Here is a 17602-nt window from a genome sequence, read left to right as displayed (position 1 = left end):
CTTTCGGGCCGGGCCGCGGATGTCAGCCCAGGTCCGCGATGGCGATGACCGGGCCCCCGCCGGACGGCCCCTGATGGACGGCCGCCACGGAGACGAACACGGCCGGGTCTCCGGTCACGCTCGCCGCCACCCCGCCGACCGTCGCCTTGATCTGGCGGTGCCAGTGGACGTCGGAGTCGTCGAGCATGATGTTGCGCCGCCCGCGGACGCGGCCGGACGGGTCGGCCTCGCACTTGATGAACAGGTTGACCAGCCGGCCGCCGAGGTCGTCCGTACGGGGGCGCTCGGGCAGGTCGATCCCGGCGTTCGCGACGGCCTCCCAGATGCCGTCGCTGTCCAGGGCGTCCCGCATCACCGAGTGGCCGGCCCGGTAGCGCCCGCCGATCCCGCGCACGTTGCCCACCACGACGATCTGGGCCCGGTCGAGCTCCACGCCGCTGGAGCACGAGGCCACCGACGAGTAGAGCGACAGGTCCTTGTGGATCTGCTCGGCCGACGGCATCGGGATCTCCCCGAGCGCGACCGCGATGCCGAGCGCCGTGGTCGAGTTGGAGATGTCCATCGACTTGAGCGTGTCCTCGGTGACGACCGTCTGCCCGCGCTCCTTCGCGTCGGTGATCGTGGACAGCGTGAGCAGCGGGGTCTTGGTCTGCACGTAGTGGACGTCGGCCGGGTCGTCGATCCCGGCGAGCTTCATGGCCTCCCGCACCCCGACGGCGACCTTCTCGACCATCGCGGGCCTGCCGATGTCCTCCGGGAGGATCACCTCGCTCATCGCCACGCCGACGCTCACCCTGGGCTCGTCGGTGCGTACGGCCTTCGCGGGGTCGATCGTCGCGAAGACGGTCGCGTGCGGGCTGAGCACGCCGTCGGTGCCGCCGGACCACACCAGCGGCACCTGCGCGATCTCCTCCGGCGTACGGGTGCCCTTCGTGGCGAGCACCTCGCGGAAGGCGCGGTCGGCGAGGATCCGCGTGTAGTCGTTGACCCCGCCGTTGCCCTCGGTCTTGCCGACGACCGCCAGCACCCGGTCCGCTTCGATCACCCCGTCGTCGATCAGCTTCGCGAGCCCGGAGGCGTCGGTGACGCTCTCGATGGGGACCTTCCGTACCTCGATCGGATCCGGCACTATCCCTCCACCCCTCTGGACACCCTGGTCCCGATATTTCCTGACAACGCCGCCCCGATGTGGTGCAGCGAGGTGATCACCGCCCGGTTGCCGCTCTCCTCGGCGAAGCGCAGGGCGGCCTCGACCTTGGGGCCCATGCTGCCCCCGGCGAAGTGACCGGCCGCCTGCAACGCGCGCAGCGCGGCGACGTCGACGTCCCCGATCGGACGGGCCCGGGGTGTGCCGAAGTCCACCGAGGCGTACGGCACGTCGGTCGCGATCACGAGGTCGGTGGCGCCGACGGCGACGGCGAGCGCGGCGGCGGCGAGGTCCTTGTCGACCACCGCCTCGATCCCGGTCAGCACGCCGTCCGGCCGGCGTACGACCGGCACTCCCCCTCCCCCGGCGGCGACGACCGTGAACCCGGCCCCGATCAGCGCGACGGCCGCGGCGGCGTCCAGGATCTCCACCGGCCGGGGCGAGGCGACCACCCGCCGCCAGCCGCGTTCGAAGCGCCGCCAGACCTGGCCCTGCCCCTCGAACCGGCGCGCCTCGTCCTCCTCGAAGTAGCGCCCGATCGGCTTGACCGGGTCCCGGAACGCCGGGTCGTCCGCGTCCACCAGTGTGCGGGTGACGACGGCCGCGACCCGCGCGTGCCCCAGCTCCCGCTGCAGGGCGTTCATGATGAGCGTGCCGATCGTGCCCTGCGTCTGCGCCACGCACCAGTCGAGCGGCACGGGCGGCACGACGCCCGCGCTGAGCTGGTTCTTCAGCAGGATGTTGCCGACCTGGGGGCCGTTTCCGTGGGTCAGCACCACCTCGTGCCCGGCCCGGATGAGCGCCGCCACGTGGGTCATCGCCTCGGCCACCGCCTGGTGCTGGTCCGCCGGTGACGCGCTCCCGTCCGGAGCCGTCATGGCGTTGCCGCCGAGTGCGATCAGTACGCGTCCGCCCACATCCGGAAACTATCCAGCCCCACACAGGCCTTCATTGGCGAGTTCCGCCCGCCCCTGCCGCATCCATGAGCAGATTTCACCAAGCCCGGCACCGAGCTGCGGGATCGGTTCCCGTCCCGGCGGCCTCTGCCAGAATGCTCACCACTGCCCCCCTTTCAACGGAGATCCGTATGTCGACGCCTCAGGTGCGGCCCGGGCTCACCCACGAACGCGTCGGCGTCTTCGCCGACGCGATCTTCGCGATCGCCATCACGCTGCTCGCCCTGGAACTCCCCCGCCCGGAGGGCGAGGACTTCCAGCGGCTGAGCGCCTTCTTCGGCGACCACTTCGGCTCCTTCATGGCCTTCGCCATCGCCTTCCTGATGCTCTGGTTCGCGTGGCGGGCCCATCACACGCTGTTCGACCAGATCGAGCGGGTGTCCCAGTCGATGCTCCTGCTGCACATTCCGCTGCTGTTCTTCGTGGCCTTCCTGCCGTACACGACGTCGCTGTTCGGCGAGGCCAACGCCGGTCACTTCCCGGAGGACGGCAGGGCCCTGGCGACCGGCCTGTTCGCCGGCAGCGAGGCCGTCCTGCTGCTCGCCCAGGGCGCGCTGTTCACTCTGGTGCTGACGCAGCGGCTGCACCGGCCGGAGGCCGACCTGCCCCGCCTGCGCGCCAACGCCGGGGTCTACTGGGCGATCGGGATCTACTGGCTGCTGACGGCTGTGGCGTCCGCCTGGGTGGTCAGCGCGGTGCCCTTCCTGTGGCTGGGGACCTCTCTCGTCGCCTACGGCACGGTCCGTGTGCTCAGGAGGCGGTGAAGCCGCGCAACACGTCCGCGATCTCGTCGACCTCGGTGAGCTTGCCCGAAGCCACCGCGATCACGAACTCGTACGCGGCGTCGTCATCCTGCGGATCGATCTCCAGCCCGTTCTTCGCGCAGAAGACGTACATCGTGAGCCACCCCGCCAATACGACTGGGCGAACCGCCAGCCGCTCATTGCGCGAGCCGATCGAGCAGGGGCCTCCACCGGCGCGCCCCTTCCATCGCCGGCCGCTCGACCTCATCATCGTCACCCTCGTGGTCGTGTCGGGCGAGATACTCCTCCACCGCGGCAGCGACGACTCGGTCTGATCTGTCTGTACGCCCGCGTGAGGAGGTCGAGGAGGTGGTGGTCATGGCTTACGGGCTGCCTACACTGGACGTCGTGACGGCCTCTGTGCCACTTCGCGGCCCCGCGGCGGCAATCGCCTACCTGTTGGCGTCCGCGCGGACCAGTGGCATACGGATCAATCACACAAAACTCACCACCCTCCTGTATCTGAGCGACCTCCGCGCCGTCGAGAAAGGGCTCCCTCCGGGCTCCGGTGCGGAATGGCGGTGGCACCCACGTGGCCTGCGCAGCCTTCGCCTCGCCGAGGTCGAGCGTGACCTGTGTGAGGCGGGCGTCATTTCGGCCGAGGACAGCATCGACCCTTTCGCCAGCCATCGTGAGTGCGTCATCTACCTCATGGACTCCCCTCAGATGGTCATCGACGACGAGTTCGCCGAGCTCGTCGACGACGTCCTCGGGGCGTATGGGCGCTGGTCGGCTACCCAACTGCGTGATCTCACGCATCAGACTCCCCCGATGCAGGAGGCCGGCAAGCAGCACAGGCCCGGGGTGCGGATAGACCTCGCCGGCGGTCCGCCACTTCCCGACCTGGGCTCTGGCCTTGCCCGCCTGCGCCGGTGGGTGGAGGACAATCCCCTTCCGGACGACGAGCCAGGGGGCACCGACGACCTGATGCAGGAGATCGGGCACTTCACCGAACTCCGGGCAGAGGCGACCCGGAAACTCCTGGAGGAGTAGTGCCGGGTCCCTATGTGGCCGGCGGTGTCTACTTCGTCAGCGACAAGGAAGTGCGCCTCATTCCGGAGGAGGATCGCGTCGTCCACGACGAACGTCGTCCCGTGGTCGTGGTCACGGGCGTGGAGTCCAACGGAGATCCCGACTGGCAGTTCGTCCTTGTGTGCCCAATATCTGGCTCTACGTCGCGCCGTACCCGCTTTGATGTCCAGCTCGGCAAAGGACAGGGCGGTGTCATCAAGAAGTGCTGGATCCGCATCCCCGCAGTACAGCCACTCATGAAATCGGCCTTGGAGGACAGGACCGGCACCCTGGACGAAGACCTGCTGACGCAGGTTCAGGGGCGTCTCGCCCAGTACCTCGGCCTCCTGAACTGACGAGACGCCTTCAGGAGAGGCGGCGGAGGCGGGTGACGGCCTCGTCGATGACCTCGTCGCGCTTGCAGAAGGCGAACCGCAAAAAGTGGCGGCCACGGTCCGGGTGGTCGTAGAAGACCTGGGTGGGGATCGCGACGACTCCCGCCAGTTCGGGCAGCCGCCGGGCGAGGTCGAGCCCGTCGGTGAAGCCGAGCGGCCGGATGTCGGTCTGCACGAAGTAGGTGCCGGCCGGCCGGAGCACGTCGAAGCCGGCCTCCGCCAGGCCCGTCATGAGGCGGTCCCGCTTGGCCTGCAGGGCCGCCCGCTGGGCCGCGACCCACTCCATCTCCTCCTGCAGGGCGTACGCGACCGCGGCCTGCCAGGGGGCGTTCGCGGTGTAGGTGAGGAACTGCTTGACCGCCTGCACGGCACCCGCGAGCGGCGCCGGAGCGCACACCCAGCCGGTCTTCCAGCCGGTGACGCTGAAGGTCTTGCCCGCCGAAGAGATCATGATCGTGCGCTCGCGCATGCCGGGCAGCGTGGCCAGCGGCACGTGCTCGACAGCGTCGAAGGCGAGGTGCTCGTAGACCTCGTCGGTCACCGCGATCAGGTCGTGCTCGCGGCACACGCGGGCGACGCACTCCAGTTCCTCCCGGGTGAACACGGTCCCGGTCGGGTTGTGCGGCGAGTTCACCAGGATCGCGCGGGTGCGGGGCGTGATCGCGGCCTCCAGCTCGGCCGGGTCGAAGGTGAACCGCCCCGCGTCGACACGCAGCGTGACCGCCCTGCGCACGGCTCCCGCGAGCGCGACGGCCGCGGCGTAGGAGTCGTAGTAGGGCTCGAAGACGACCACCTCGTCGCCCGGTTCGCAGAGCGCGAGGATCGCCGCGGCGATGGCCTCGGTGGCGCCGACGGTGACGAGGACCTCCCCGTCGGGATCGTAGGCGAGGCCGTACCACTGCTTGCGGTGCTCCGCGACCGCCTGGCGCAACTCGGGGAGGCCCGGTCCGGGCGGATACTGGTTGAGACCGCTCCGCACGGCCTCGACCGCGCGCTCCAGCATGCGCTCCGGCCCGTCGGTGTCCGGGAAGCCCTGGCCCAGGTTGATCGAGCCCGTCTCCACGGCCAGCTTCGTCATCGTGGCGAAGACGGTCGTGCCGAACTCCCGCATCCGCCGCACCAGAGGCTCACTCACAGCGCCACTCTATCCGCCCGATCCCAAAACAGCGACACGGGCCCATTAGGCAACACATGTCACAATAAGGCCGATAAGGACCACTACCGCCATAAAACCCTCATACAATCAGCATATATATTTAGGTCGACAATCACGGGCGAAACGCCACGCCGAATAGAGTTAGAGAAGTGTCAGACAAAGAAAGGGTCGGAGTCCGGGGCTGGAACCCCATGTCCGCTGTTAGAATCGCGTGGTTTCGGTCCCGACCGCATGGACGGCTCCGCGAGGGGGATATCTGTAGTGTGCCACCTGCGGCCGCGGGACTCGCGACAACTCATCCTTTTCCCACAGTTAGGTGTCACTATGCCGAACGAACCAAGAATTCAAACCTCGGTCGTGGACTCATCGGGCCAGTCCCTCGAGGAGCTGCCGGACGGCTATCGGCCCGGAGTGAGCAACCTGTCTTTCAATTCGGCGATCGGATAGCGAAACCGCCCAATGCAGCCGCCCATCGCGCCGTTCCGGCAGTTCGTAGTGAAGGTCGCGAGCCGATGCGACCTCGCCTGCGACCACTGCTATGTGTATGAGCACGCCGACACCAGTTGGCGGGGACGGCCGGTGGTGATGTCCGACGAAACTGCCATCCGGGTGGCGAATCGGATTGCGGAACATGCCGACGAGCACCGCCTGGAAGCCGTACACGTCGTCTTCCATGGAGGCGAACCCCTCCTCGCCGGAATCGGGCGGCTGCGCCGGTTCGCCCGCGCGCTTCGCCGCGCGGCCGAGAGTGTCTGCGACCTCGACCTCGACCTCCACATCCACACCAACGGCGTCCTCCTCTCACGCGCCTTCTGCGACATGTTCACGGACGAGGGCGTCAGGGTCGGCGTCTCGATCGACGGCGACAGGCCGGCCAACGATCTCCACCGCCGGTACGCCAACGGCCGCAGCAGCTATGACCAGGCCATCCGGGCGGTCACCCTGCTGCGGGACGACTACCCGCATCTTTACGCCGGTCTGCTGTGCACCGTCGACATCCGCAACGATCCCGTCGCGGTCTACGAGGCGCTCGTCGAACTGCGCCCTCCGCGCGTCGATTTCCTGCTTCCGCACGCCAACTGGGACCACCCGCCACTGCGGCCCGCCGGCCGGGACACCGCGTACGCGGAATGGCTGATCACCGTGCACGACCGATGGCGGGCGGACGGCAGACCGATGCAGGTCCGGATGTTCGACTCGATCATCCTCAGCGCTCTGGGCGGGGAGAGCCAGAGTGAATCCCTCGGAACGCGGCCATCGGATCTGGTGGTCGTGGAAACCGACGGCACCTATGAACAGGCCGACTCTCTCAAGACGGCCTACGACGGCGCCCCGGCGACCGGACTCGACGCCTCCCGGCACTCGCTGAGCGAGGCCGCGCGGCATCCTGGCTTCGCCGCGCGGCAGAGCGGGCTCGCCTCACTGGCCGAGGCCTGCCGGCGTTGCCCACTTGTCACCAGTTGCGGCGGCGGTCTCTACGCCCATCGCCACCGGACCGGCTCCGGTTTCGCCAACCCCTCGGTCTACTGCGCGGACCTGTTCCGGTTGATCTCCCATCTGACCGCCTCGGAGCGGCGGAGCCCCGCGGCTCCGGTACACGAACTGCCGGTCGCCACGCTGGACGCCCTGGCCTCGGGGAGGCCCACGGCGGCCGACATCGCTCATCTGAGCGCTCCGCAGCTCAGCAGAGCCCGGCAGGCGATGCGCCGGGCGGCGGCGGTCATCGCCGATCGCCGGTCCTGGTCGATCCTCGTGGACGCCGAGCGGACGGACCGCGCCGCGGTGGACGACCTGCTGAGCCATCCCTACGTCCACGCCTGGGCGGACCGCTGCGCGGCCGCAGGCCCCGCGCTCGATCCCGCCGACGCCGGTCACCTCGCGGCCGTCGCCGCGGTCGCCGCCGTACGGACCGGACTGGCGGTGAAGGTCGCGGTGCCGGCCGCCGGGACCTTCGTCCATCTGCCCGGGCTCGGGCGGATGCGCACGGGCGGGCAGGAGCACGCGGAGGTGGAGGTCCACGACGGGTCGTTCGCGGTGCGGGTGGACGGCCGGTGGCTCTCGGAGGACAGTCCGCTCTGGGAACCGGTCCGCCTGATCGAGGCCGCCGGGCTCCGCCTGCTTCTGGACGATGTGGACCCGTACCGGGACTGTCACGGCCCGGCCGTCGAGGACCGGCTCACCGATGAGGCCGCCGCCGTCTGGAGCGAGGCCACCGGTGCGGCGCTCGCCTCCCTGCCCGGAGACCGGCGGGCCGCCATGCGCACGGCTCTGCGCGTCCTGACGCCCCTGGCGGACGCGACGGCGGGCGCGTCCAGCCGCGCGGCGTACGGCGCCCTCGCTCTTCCGCTGGGCACCGACCCGGGCACGGCCGCCCGGCTGCTCGTGGAGCACTTCCACCGGGCCCAGCTCGGCGCGCTGCTCGACCTGCTCGACCTCACCGGCGGCGACGCCGACCGGGAGCGGCTGCTGACCGACGCGTACGGGCTCCTCTCCGTCGCGGACTCCCTGACTCAGGCGGAACAGGACCGGCTGACCTCTGCGATCGGGCGGATCGCCGATGCGGCGCTCCCGGCGCCCGGGCGGCGGTTCGCCGCACGGCTCGCCGGCGCGGCCGCCGACCGGACCGCTCAGGTCGCCTCCGGACGGAGATAGCGCGATGGTGGGCGTCCGGCTTTCCCTGTCCGCGTTCCTCGCCCACCTCAGCCTGACGACGGCCGGTTTCCTCGCCTGCCGGCGGCCGGCTCCGTCAGGCACAGGGTCAGGCACGGGGGAGAACGGCGTGCTCGGGCGGGCCACCCTGGCGGAGGCCCTGCGCCTGCTGGGGCTTCGGCGCGGGCAGATCGTTCTGGTCCACGCCTCGCTGCGCAGTGTGGGCGAGATCGCCGGAGGCGTCGCCACGCTCTACGACGCGCTGCGCGATGTGCTCGGCCGCAGGGGAACGCTCGTCGTTCCGGCCTACACACCGGGCAACTCCGACACCTCCAAATCCTTTCACCGGGCGACCCGGCACATGACGCCCCAGGAGAAAGAGGCCTACCGCGACCAGATACCCGCCTTCGACCCGGAGAAGAGTTCCTCGATCGAGTGCGGGGTGCTGTCGGAGTATGTGCGGACACGGAGGAGGGCGGTGCGCAGCGGCCATCCGCAGACGTCGTTCGCCGCCGTCGGACCCGCCGCCCGCGGGATCACGGCGGGGCACCGGCACGACAACCATCTGGGCGAGCGATCCCCTCTGCGCGAGCTTGAGCGCAGGGGCGCGATGGTGCTGCTCCTCGGCGTGAGCTACGACAGGTGCACCGCTTTCCATCTTGCCGAATACCGGTACACGCCAAAGCCTCCGACAGCCGTGTACGGGTGCGCGATGAAGGTCGACGGGCGGCGCACCTGGATTAGTTACGAGGATGTGGTGCTGGACGACAGCGACTTCGGCGAGTGCGGCGCGGCAATGGAGTTGACCGAAAAGGTCAACCTGGGCCGGGTCGGAAATGCCGACGGCAGGCTCTTCCCCCTTCCCGCGGCCGTGGCCTTCGCCCAGAACTGGTTCGCCGAAAGGCGCGGACGTACCGGGGAATAACACGGAATTCCTCTCGGCGCCGGGGCCGCGGCCTATAGTGGAGGAACCGGCGACGTCGAGGAGGTGCGGTGGCCGGCACCTCGGATACTCAAGGCCATCTGCCCTATTTCTTCCTCAGCTACGCGCGCACGCCCCGCACCCACCCCGACGACGAGAACCCCAACCTCGCGGTGGAAAAGCTCTACAAGGACCTGCGCCGGGAGATTCTGGAGCACACGTTTCTGCCCGCGAGTGCCGCGGGCTTCATGGACATGGACATGGCTCCGGGCGTCGAGTGGGAGAACCGCCTGGCCACGGAGCTGGCCACCTGCCGGGTCTTCCTTCCCCTCTACTCACGGCGTTACTTCCAGAGTGAGCAGTGCGGCAAAGAATGGGCCGCCTTCGACCTGCGCCGGCGGCTGCATCTGGACGGGCGCAGGCACATTCCGGAAGTGATCGTTCCCGCGTTCTGGGTGCCGGTTCCGGACTTCGAACTTCCGGATATGGCCAGATCCATTCAATTCACCCATCCAGATCTCGGAGCGCACTATCTGGAACGCGGTCTCTACGGCCTGATGAAGATCAGCAGATACCGCGACCATTACCGGTCCGCCGTTCACGCGCTGGCGCGGCGCGTCATCGAGGTGGCCGAGGGAGTACGGCTCCCGCCGATGGCGCCCTGCGACTACGGCAGCATAAAGAGCGCCTTCACCCGCGACGAGGAACGCCGTTTCCTGATAGCCGTCCTCGCCCATACGACGGCCACTCGCACGGCGCCCCGGGACGCGCGGTTCTACGGATCCTCTCCGTGCGACTGGAACCCCTACCAGCCCGAGGATCCGCGCCCCGTGGCACGGATCGCCGCCGACGTCGTACGGCGCCTGGGCTTCGAGCCCGACATCGGCACCTTCCATCACCACCGCGACGAACTGCTGGGCGCCGGGGCGCCCAACTGCCCCGCGATCGTGCTGCTGGACGTGTGGACGGTGCTCGACCCGCAGTACCGCCCCTTGCTCGAGGCGTTCGACCAGGCCGAAAGGCCCTGGGTGGGCGTGGTCGTCCCGTGGAGCGGCACCGACGCGCAGACCGGCCAGAACGCCCCGGCGCTGCGCGCCGCCCTGCGCGCCCTGCTGCCGGCGAAGCTGGCGCAGGGCCGGCCGGCCGCGCGCCGGGCGGTGAGCGACACCTCCACCGTGGCCGGCTTCGAGACGGCGCTGAGGCCGGTGGTGGAGGCCGCGGGCAACTCCTACCTGCGGCACGGACGGGTGTTCCCGCCGCAGGTGCCCGGCAGCGACCGCCCGCGACTGTGGCCGCTCACACCGGACGACCCCGGGCCCGACGACCCGCCAGGAAGGAAGGGGAGGCAATGAGCGATTTCCGGAACGGGCACATCATCACCTTCTACTCCTACAAGGGAGGGACGGGCAGGACGATGGCGCTGGCCAACACGGCCTGGATCCTCGCCTCCAACGGCCACCGCGTACTGGTGGTGGACTGGGACCTGGAGTCTCCCGGCCTGCACAAGTTCTTCCGGCCCTTCCTGGACGGGGGGATGATCAGCGGTACGGCCGGCGTGATCGACCTGATCAAGGATTTCGCCTGGGCCGCGACCCGTCCCGACCCGCGTCCCGCCGACTGGCACACCCGGTACGCCAGCGTGGGGCGGCACGTCGTGTCGGTCGAGTGGCCCCACTTCCCCGACGGCGGCTCCCTCGACTTCCTCCCCGCCGGGCGGCAGAACCGCGACTACTCCTCGCTGGTGTCCACCTTCGACTGGGACAACTTCTACGAGCGGCTCGGCGGCGGGCAGTTCCTCGACGCGCTGCGGGTGGACATGCGACGCGGCTACGACTACGTGCTCATCGACAGCCGCACCGGCCTGAGCGACATCGCCGACATCTGCACGGTCCACTTCCCCGACACCGTGGTGACCTGCTTCACGCTCAGCGACCAGAGCATCGAGGGGGCCGCCCGGGTCGCCGGGGAGATCGCCGAACGCTTCCCGGACCGCGACATCAGGATCCTGCCGATCCCCATGCGGGTGGACGACGCGGAGAAGGAGAAGCTCGACGCGGGCCGGGCGTTCGCCCGGAGCCAGTTCGAGGGGTTCCCCAGCGGCGTCGCCCACGAGCACGCCGGCAACTACTGGGGCGCCGTGGAGATCCCCTACAAGCCGTTCTACGCCTACGAGGAGACCCTGGCGACCTTCGGCGACGCACCCGGCTCCCCCGGCTCGCTGCTGGCCGCCTACGAGCGGCTCACGGGCGTCATCACCGGGGGCCGTGTCTCGTCACTCCCCCCGTTGGACGAGGACCTCAGGCTGAGCTGCCGGGAGCGGTTCGTGCGCCGCCGGCCGTCGCTGTCGAACGAGGTCGCCCTGAGCTACGTCCCGGAGGACCGGCTGTGGGCGGAGTGGATCGCCGCCGTGCTGACCCAGGCGGGCATTCGGGTCCGTACGCAGGCGGGCGACCGGGACGGCGACGGCCAGGGACGCGCCCCGGACCCGGCCGTACGCACGGTCGCGCTGATGTCCCCGGCGTACCTGCGCTCGAGCCGGGCGAGGGAGGCCTGGCACGCCGCCGAGGGCCCCGCCGCGCTGTCCCTCGGCCTTCTCCCCGTCCGGGTGTCGGACGTGCGGGTCCCGCCGTCGTACGCCGACCCGCCCGCGCTGGACCTGTTCCGGCTCGACGAGCAGCACGCGGCCGGCGCGCTGCTGCGCGCGCTCGACCGCCCGGCGGGGGCCGAGACCGGCACGCAGGGGGGCACGCCGCGGTATCCCGGCATCCAGCCGGCCATCCTGAACCTGCCGACGAGGAACGCCGCCTTCACGGGCCGGGGCGAGGTCCTGGAGAGGCTGCGGGACCAGCTCGTCGGCGGCAGCCAGGCGGTGGTGACCCAGGTGCAGGAGGGCCGCACCCAGGCCCTGTTCGGGCTGGGCGGCGTCGGCAAGACGCAACTGGCGATCGAGTACGCCCACCGTTTCATGAGCGACTACGACGTCGTGTGGTGGGTGTCCGCCGAGCAGCCGGAACTGCTGAACGGCTCGATGGCCGATCTGGCCGACCGGCTCGGCATCAGGACCGGCGACAACCTGGCGGAGGCGGCGCTGGCGGCGAAGGACGCGCTGCGCCGCGGCGAGCCGTACGCCCGCTGGCTGCTGATCTTCGACAACGCCAACAACGCGGAGGACGTGCAGACCTACCTCCCGGGCGGCTCGGGTCACGTGCTGATCACGTCGCGGAGCCAGACCTGGTCCCTGATCGCCAAGCCGCTGGAGATCGACGTCTTCACCCGCGAGGAGAGCCTGGAGCACCTGCGGCGCCGGGTGGCCGATCTCAGCGACGACGACGCCGACCGGGTGGCCGCCGCGCTGGGCGACCTGCCCCTCGCCATCGAGCAGGCCGGAGCCTGGCTGCAGGAGACCGGCATGAGCGTCGACGAGTACGTCGACAAGCTCTTCAAGCAGCCCGTCAGGACGCTCGCGCTGGGCGACTCCCCGACCTACCCGACCCCGGTCGCCGCCACCTGGAACGTCTCCTTCCAGCGGCTGCGGGAGAAGTCGCCCGCTGCGGTCCGCCTGCTCCAGCTGCTGGCCTTCTTCGCCGCCGAACCGGTGTCGCTGTCCATGCTCTACGGCGACGAGACCGTGCGCTGCCTGGTCCCGTACGACGACTCGCTGCGTGAGAAGATCATGATCGGGCGGCTGGTGCGCGAGCTGAACAGGTTCGCCCTCGCCAAGGTCGACCAGCGCAACAACTCGGTGCAGGTGCACCGGCTCGTGCAGGCCGTGCTGAGCGACCAGATGGACGCCGACGAGCGCGAGCGGACCGTGCACGAGGTGCACCGCATCCTCCTCGGCGCCCGTCCGCGCGAGGGCGACACCGACGACCCCGGCAACTGGCCGCGGTACGACGAGATCTGGCCGCACCTCGCCCCGTCCAACGCGGAGGACTGCGACGAGGAGCAGACCCGGCAGTTGCTGATCGACCGCGTGCGGTACCTGTGGCGGCGGGGCGAGTTCGACCGGGCGCTCGACCTCGGCCGCCGCCTGGAGGCCCTCTGGATCAGGAAGCTCGGCGACTACGACCGGCAGACGCTCTACCTGCGGTTCCACATGGGCAACGTGCTGCGCTCCCAGGGCAGGTACCGGGAGTCGTGCGAGCTCAACCGGGCCGTTCTGGACGACCAGCGCCGCGTCCTCTCCGACCCGCACCCCCACACGCTGCAGACGGCCGGGAGCCTCGCCGCGGACCTGCGCGCCCTGGGCGAGCTGACCGAGTCGCTGCGGATGGAGCAGGAGACCTACGAGCGCACCAAGGAGCTCTTCTTCGACGACCATCCGCGCGTCCTCATGGCGGCCAACAACCTGGCCGTCGCCCTGCGGCACGTCGGGGACTTCACCGCCGCGCGCCAGCTCGACCAGGAGACCGCGGACAAACGCCGTGAGGTGCTCGGCCCGGCCCATCCCTTCACGCTCCTGTCCGAGACGAACCTGGGCCTCGACATGCGCGAAGGCGGCGAGTTCGCGAAGTCGGCGGACCTGCTGCGCGAGACGCTCAACACCTACGCCGAGGTGCCGGGCCCCGACCTGCCGGACACGCTGCACACGGCGCGCAGCCTCGCCATATCCCTGCGCGAGGCCGGGCGCCTGGCGGAGGCGCGGCAGCTCATCGAGGCGACCTACGAGCGCTATCTCCAGCGCTTCGGCCCCCACTCCCCCGACACCGTCGCCTGCAAGCTGAACCTCGCCTGCGACCTCATGGCGGCGGGCGAGAGGCGAGGGGCGCTCGAACTCGCCTCGGAGGTGCGGGCGAGCTACCAGGACACACTCGGCGCGGACAACCCGTACACGCTGATCGCGGCCAACAACATCACCGTGTACCTCAGGCATCTGGGCGATTCGGCCGAGAGCCGTGCGCTGGGCGTCCGGACGCTGCGGTCGCTGCGGCGCAAGGTCGGGCCCGACCACCCCTTCTCGCTCGCCTGCGCCGTCAACGTCGCCAACACCCTGGGAGAACTGCAGGAGTACGCCGAGGCGGAGAAGCTGCAGCGGGACACCCTCGACCGGCTGCGCGCGGTTCTCGGCCCCTATCACCCCACGACGCTGATCTGCGAGGCCGACCTGGCCGTGACGCTCCGCGACCTCAGGCGGACCGACGAGGCGCGGGTGCTGCGCGAGCCCCTGCTCGTCCAGCTCCGCCGGATCCTCGGGGAGACCCATCCGGTCATCGAGGCGGTCCTGGAGTGGCGCCGCGTCGACCGGGAGCTGGAACCCCTCCCCTGGTGACCGGGCCCGGCCGCTCCGCGGTCAGGCCGCCCGGCCGTCCCTGGCGAGCCAGCCCAGCAGGTCGGGCAGCACGTGCAGGGCGTGGAAGTGCGCCGCGCCCCGCTGGATGCGCACCGTCGCGGTCGGTATCCGCCCGGCCAGCCAGCGGGAGTGGCTGACCGGTGAGAAGACGTCGTCCTCGCCGTGCCACAGGAGGGTGGGCACCCTGATGTCGGCGGGGTCGAACCCCCACGGCGAGCAGAAGGCCATCGCGTCGTCGATCCAGCCGTACGCGGAGGTCCGCACGGCCTCCGCGTAGTTCTGCACCAGCATCGTCCGGATGCCGGCGTCCGCGATCACGCTCCGGTCCGACTCCGTCAGCTCGTCGTACAGGGAGTTCACGAGCCGTACCGGGTCCTCGCGGATCTCGGCCGCGGTCGGGACGAGCCGCGCCGCGAGCCGCGCCCGCCCCTGCATGGCGGTCATGTACTCCGCGACGTTGCCCTCCGTCATGCCGTCGAACCAGTCGAGCCCCTCCGCCTCCCGGGGGGCGAGCCCGACGAGGACCGCGGCTCGGGTCACCCGGTGGGGAATCAGGGCGGCGCAGGCGAGCGCGTGCGGCCCGCCACCCGAACGGCCGACCACCGCGAAGCGGTCAAGGCCGAGGTGGTCCGCGATGACCGCCACGTCCGCGGCGACGTCCCCCACGCTGCGGCCCTCGTGCCGGTCGGAGGCGCCGTACCCCGGCCGGTCGTAGGTGATGAGCCGCACGCCGAGCCGGTAGAGCAGGCCTTCCCGTGGCAGAGGGCCGATCCGGCTGCCCGGCGTGCCGTGCAGCAGGAACACCGGTCTTCCCCCGTGGATCTTCCCCCGCTGCGCGACCGCGAGGCGCCGCTCGCCGTCTGCCGACCACACCCCGTCCGTCAACGCCCGGCCCTCCCGTGGCGATCGTCGAAGGATCTCGAGTCCAGCATCCATCGGACGGACGTGGCAGGAAAGACCCCGTCGGCCTCGGAACGGCAACACCTTTCTCCGGACGGCCCTGGAGCGCTTCCTAATGGCGGGTTATTTTCGAAAGGGCACGTGCCGACCAGGGAAGGAAGGGCGTTTATGACCTTTCCCGCCAGCTACGTGGTGCGTGTGGTATTCGCGGGGCTCGCAGTGGCCGCATTGGTGACCGGATATATCGGCCTTAATACATATGCGAAAACCCTGGACCTGCCTTCGGCCCCACTGGATCTTTTGTATTGGGACCTGCAGTTGTTCGTGTTCGACTCCGCGCCGCTCGACGACCCGAGCCCGCTGCCGTCGGCGCTGGAGTTCGCCCGCTTCGCCGCGCCCGGCGTCACGGTCTACACACTGGTGGACGGAGCCCGTCTGCTCTTCGCCGCCGAACTCCGCCGGTTCCGGGCACGCAGGTCGAAGGAGCACGTGGTCGTGTGCGGCTCCGGATCGGCGGCCGTGGCCCTGGTGGAGCGGCTGCGCGCGGCGAGCACGCGGATCGTGCTGATCGGCTCGGCTCCGGTGGCCGCCGTCGGCGACCGCAAGGTGCTCTACGTCAGGGGTGACGCGCGCAGCCCCGCCACCCTGCGGGCCGCCGGCATCCAGCGGGCCTCCGTCCTGTACGCCTGCGAGCCGGACAGCTCGGCCAACACGGCGATCGCCCTCGCGGCGCACGGGGTGGCCAGACCGGGCGGTAGGCATCCGCTGTCGGCGTACGCCCTGATCACCGACCCCGACCTGTGCGCCGCCCTGCGGGCCCGCCGGCTGAGCCTCCCGGGCCGGCCCCGGCTGCGCCTCGACTTCTTCAACCTGGACGAGCTCGCCGCCCGGGTGCTCCTCGACCGGCACCCGATCGTGAACGAACAGCCGGTCGTCCTCATCGGGCTGGACGCCTTCGGCCGCAGCCTGCTGGTCGAGATGGCGCGCAGACGGCGGCTGGCCCCCTCCCCCGGCCCGCTGCCGGTGACGATCATCGACGCCCACGCCGCGCGGACCGTCCGGGCCCTGTGCCACAGATTCGAGTTCGTGGCCGATGTGTGCGCGCTGACCACCCACGACGCGCCACCCGGCGACTTCCCGCTCGGCAACCCGCCGCTCGGGGAACTGCTGCCGGCCGAGCCGCCGCAACGGGTGTTCGTGTGCCACGACGACCAGGACCTCGCGCTCAAGACCGCGCTCACCTCGCCGCGCCTGTGGAACTGCGGGCCCGGATCGCTCGTGGTGCGGGTCGAGGAGGCCGGCACCTTCAGCCGGGCCTTCGACAGCGTCCATCTGCTGGAGGGGCTCTCCGGCGCCCTGCGGGTGTTCGCGGTCAACGAGGAGGCCGGTGATCCGCAGCTCATCGGAGAGGATCTGGTGGAGACGCTGGCCCGGGCGATCCACGACAGTTACGTGGCGGAGAACACCGCGCGGCGCCACGTGCGGGCGACCAACCCGTCGCTGGTCCCGTGGGAGAGCCTGCCGCCGCACCTGCGGGCGGCCAACCGGCGGCAGGCCGAGGACATCGGGCGCAAGCTGACGAGCATCGGCTGCGCCCTCGCTCCCCGCGTGGAGCCCGAGCTGCACTTCGCCTTCAAGGACTACGAGATCGAGCAGCTCGCGATGATGGAGCACGAACGGTGGCTGCGGGACCTGATCGCCGACGGGTGGGCCCGCGGCCCGGTCCGCGACACCGAGACCAGGAGGCACCCCGACCTGGGCGGCTGGGACGACATCTCGGACGCGGCCAAGGAGAAGGACCGCGACACCGTGCGGAATCTGCCGCGTATCCTGTCCACCGCCGGGTTCCAGATCGTACGGGTCGGCTGAACGAGTGAGCGGGACGGCCAGGATCGCGTTCACCGGCCATCGGGGCCTCCCGCACGACACGGCCGTGCGGGTCCGCCGCGCCCTGCGGGCCGTGCTCGCCGGCCGGGCCCTGCCGCTGGTGGGCCTGTCCTGCCTGGCCGAGGGGGCCGACCAGCTCTTCGCCAGGGAGGTGCTACGCGTGGGTGGTGACCTGGACGTGGTCGTGCCCGCCGCCGGATACCGGGAGAGCCTGCCCCGGGCGGCCCGGGCGGCGTACGACGACCTGCTCCCGCTCGCGCGGCAGGTGCACCTGATGCCGTTCGGCCGGCCGGAGCCGGTGGCGTACATGGCCGCCGCGGTGTTCATGCTCGAACGGGCGGACGAACTGTTCGCCGTCTGGGACGGGCTGCCGGCGCGCGGGCTCGGCGGCACGGCCGACGTCGTCGCGCACGCCCGCGAGCAGGACATGCGGGTGCTGGTGCTCTGGCCGCCCGGCTCGCGGCGGAACTGACGGGGAGCATGCCA

General features: G+C 70.6%; 14 protein-coding genes. 9 read left to right on the top strand and 5 right to left on the bottom strand.

Annotation, left to right across the window (positions count from 1 at the left end; genetic code table 11):
• Positions 1–22 precede the first annotated feature (22 nt).
• Together HHX40_RS08625 and HHX40_RS08620 are read right to left on the bottom strand one after the other, a co-directional pair.
• Positions 23–1129, bottom strand: a complete 1107-nt coding sequence (locus HHX40_RS08625; protein ID WP_182880108.1) for a ring-opening amidohydrolase — start codon at positions 1127–1129, stop codon at positions 23–25.
• On the bottom strand, positions 1129–2064 hold the full coding sequence (locus HHX40_RS08620; protein ID WP_310737996.1) for a carbamate kinase: 936 nt from the start codon (positions 2062–2064) through the stop codon (positions 1129–1131). Before HHX40_RS08620 ends, HHX40_RS08625 begins: the two co-directional genes overlap by 1 nt.
• A 170-nt stretch (positions 2065–2234) precedes the next feature.
• Between HHX40_RS08620 and HHX40_RS08615 the strand changes: the two genes are divergently transcribed.
• Positions 2235–2867 (top strand): TMEM175 family protein, encoded by a 633-nt coding sequence (locus HHX40_RS08615; protein WP_182880107.1) that lies wholly within the window; start codon positions 2235–2237, stop codon positions 2865–2867.
• On the opposite strand, the gene HHX40_RS08610 is transcribed toward HHX40_RS08615, so the two are convergent.
• Positions 2854–3000: a hypothetical protein gene (locus HHX40_RS08610; RefSeq protein ID WP_182880106.1), complete on the bottom strand. Its 147-nt coding sequence runs from the start codon at positions 2998–3000 to the stop codon at positions 2854–2856. The genes HHX40_RS08615 and HHX40_RS08610 overlap by 14 nt on opposite strands.
• A 224-nt stretch (positions 3001–3224) precedes the next feature.
• Between HHX40_RS08610 and HHX40_RS08605 the strand changes: the two genes are divergently transcribed.
• Together HHX40_RS08605 and HHX40_RS08600 are read left to right on the top strand one after the other, a co-directional pair.
• Positions 3225–3899, top strand: coding sequence for a hypothetical protein (locus HHX40_RS08605; protein ID WP_182880105.1), 675 nt, complete (start codon positions 3225–3227; stop codon positions 3897–3899).
• A complete protein-coding gene (locus HHX40_RS08600) occupies positions 3899–4273 on the top strand; it encodes a type II toxin-antitoxin system PemK/MazF family toxin (RefSeq protein WP_182880104.1) in 375 nt (124 codons plus the stop codon). The genes HHX40_RS08605 and HHX40_RS08600 overlap by 1 nt, the downstream gene beginning before the upstream one ends.
• 10 nt (positions 4274–4283) lie before the next feature.
• Here the strand turns inward: HHX40_RS08600 and HHX40_RS08595 are convergent, their stop codons facing one another.
• Positions 4284–5447 (bottom strand): pyridoxal phosphate-dependent aminotransferase, encoded by a 1164-nt coding sequence (locus HHX40_RS08595; protein ID WP_182880103.1) that lies wholly within the window; start codon positions 5445–5447, stop codon positions 4284–4286.
• A 480-nt stretch (positions 5448–5927) separates the two neighbouring features.
• Here HHX40_RS08595 and HHX40_RS08590 point away from each other — a divergent pair, with 480 nt between their 5' ends.
• The 4 genes from HHX40_RS08590 to fxsT all read left to right on the top strand — a co-directional run bounded on the left by HHX40_RS08590 (position 5928) and on the right by fxsT (position 14308).
• Positions 5928–8120 (top strand): FxsB family cyclophane-forming radical SAM/SPASM peptide maturase, encoded by a 2193-nt coding sequence (locus HHX40_RS08590; protein WP_182880102.1) that lies wholly within the window; start codon positions 5928–5930, stop codon positions 8118–8120.
• Between the two features lie 4 nt (positions 8121–8124).
• On the top strand, positions 8125–9042 hold the full coding sequence (locus HHX40_RS08585) for an aminoglycoside N(3)-acetyltransferase (protein ID WP_182880101.1): 918 nt from the start codon (positions 8125–8127) through the stop codon (positions 9040–9042).
• Positions 9043–9110: 68 nt separating this feature from the next.
• Positions 9111–10391 carry a TIR-like protein FxsC gene (locus HHX40_RS08580; RefSeq protein WP_182880100.1) on the top strand — a complete coding sequence of 427 codons (1281 nt, stop codon included), beginning with the start codon at positions 9111–9113 and terminating at the stop codon, positions 10389–10391.
• Positions 10388–14308 (top strand): FxSxx-COOH system tetratricopeptide repeat protein, encoded by a 3921-nt coding sequence (gene fxsT / locus HHX40_RS08575; RefSeq protein WP_182880099.1) that lies wholly within the window; start codon positions 10388–10390, stop codon positions 14306–14308. Before HHX40_RS08580 ends, fxsT begins: the two co-directional genes overlap by 4 nt.
• A gap of 21 nt (positions 14309–14329) precedes the next feature.
• Here fxsT and HHX40_RS08570 read toward each other — a convergent pair whose 3' ends face one another.
• A complete protein-coding gene (locus HHX40_RS08570; RefSeq protein WP_208758856.1) occupies positions 14330–15214 on the bottom strand; it encodes an alpha/beta fold hydrolase in 885 nt (294 codons plus the stop codon).
• A 183-nt stretch (positions 15215–15397) separates the two neighbouring features.
• On the opposite strand from HHX40_RS08570, the gene HHX40_RS08565 reads away from it, so the two are divergent.
• Positions 15398–17098, top strand: a complete 1701-nt coding sequence (locus tag HHX40_RS08565) for a RyR domain-containing protein (protein ID WP_182880097.1) — start codon at positions 15398–15400, stop codon at positions 17096–17098.
• Between the two features lie 4 nt (positions 17099–17102).
• Positions 17103–17588 carry a hypothetical protein gene (locus HHX40_RS08560; protein WP_117409503.1) on the top strand — a complete coding sequence of 162 codons (486 nt, stop codon included), beginning with the start codon at positions 17103–17105 and terminating at the stop codon, positions 17586–17588.
• The last annotated feature ends 14 nt before the right edge of the window (positions 17589–17602 follow it).

It is taken from the genome of Microbispora sp. H10949 (assembly GCF_014161435.1).
GTDB classification, from domain to species: Bacteria; Actinomycetota; Actinomycetes; order Streptosporangiales; family Streptosporangiaceae; genus Microbispora; species Microbispora triticiradicis.
Note: the sequence above shows the minus strand (reverse complement) of the source record. Positions and strands in the feature narration are given on the sequence as shown.

Coding starts and splice junctions, on each gene's coding strand:
- HHX40_RS08615 (WP_182880107.1), top strand. CDS start 2,235: ATGTCGACGCCTCAGGTGCGGCCCGGGCTCACCCACGAACGCGTCGGC.
- HHX40_RS08610 (WP_182880106.1), bottom strand. CDS start 3,000: ATGTACGTCTTCTGCGCGAAGAACGGGCTGGAGATCGATCCGCAGGAT.
- HHX40_RS08605 (WP_182880105.1), top strand. CDS start 3,225: ATGGCTTACGGGCTGCCTACACTGGACGTCGTGACGGCCTCTGTGCCA.
- HHX40_RS08590 (WP_182880102.1), top strand. CDS start 5,928: ATGCAGCCGCCCATCGCGCCGTTCCGGCAGTTCGTAGTGAAGGTCGCG.
- HHX40_RS08585 (WP_182880101.1), top strand. CDS start 8,125: ATGGTGGGCGTCCGGCTTTCCCTGTCCGCGTTCCTCGCCCACCTCAGC.
- fxsT (WP_182880099.1), top strand. CDS start 10,388: ATGAGCGATTTCCGGAACGGGCACATCATCACCTTCTACTCCTACAAG.
- HHX40_RS08565 (WP_182880097.1), top strand. CDS start 15,398: ATGACCTTTCCCGCCAGCTACGTGGTGCGTGTGGTATTCGCGGGGCTC.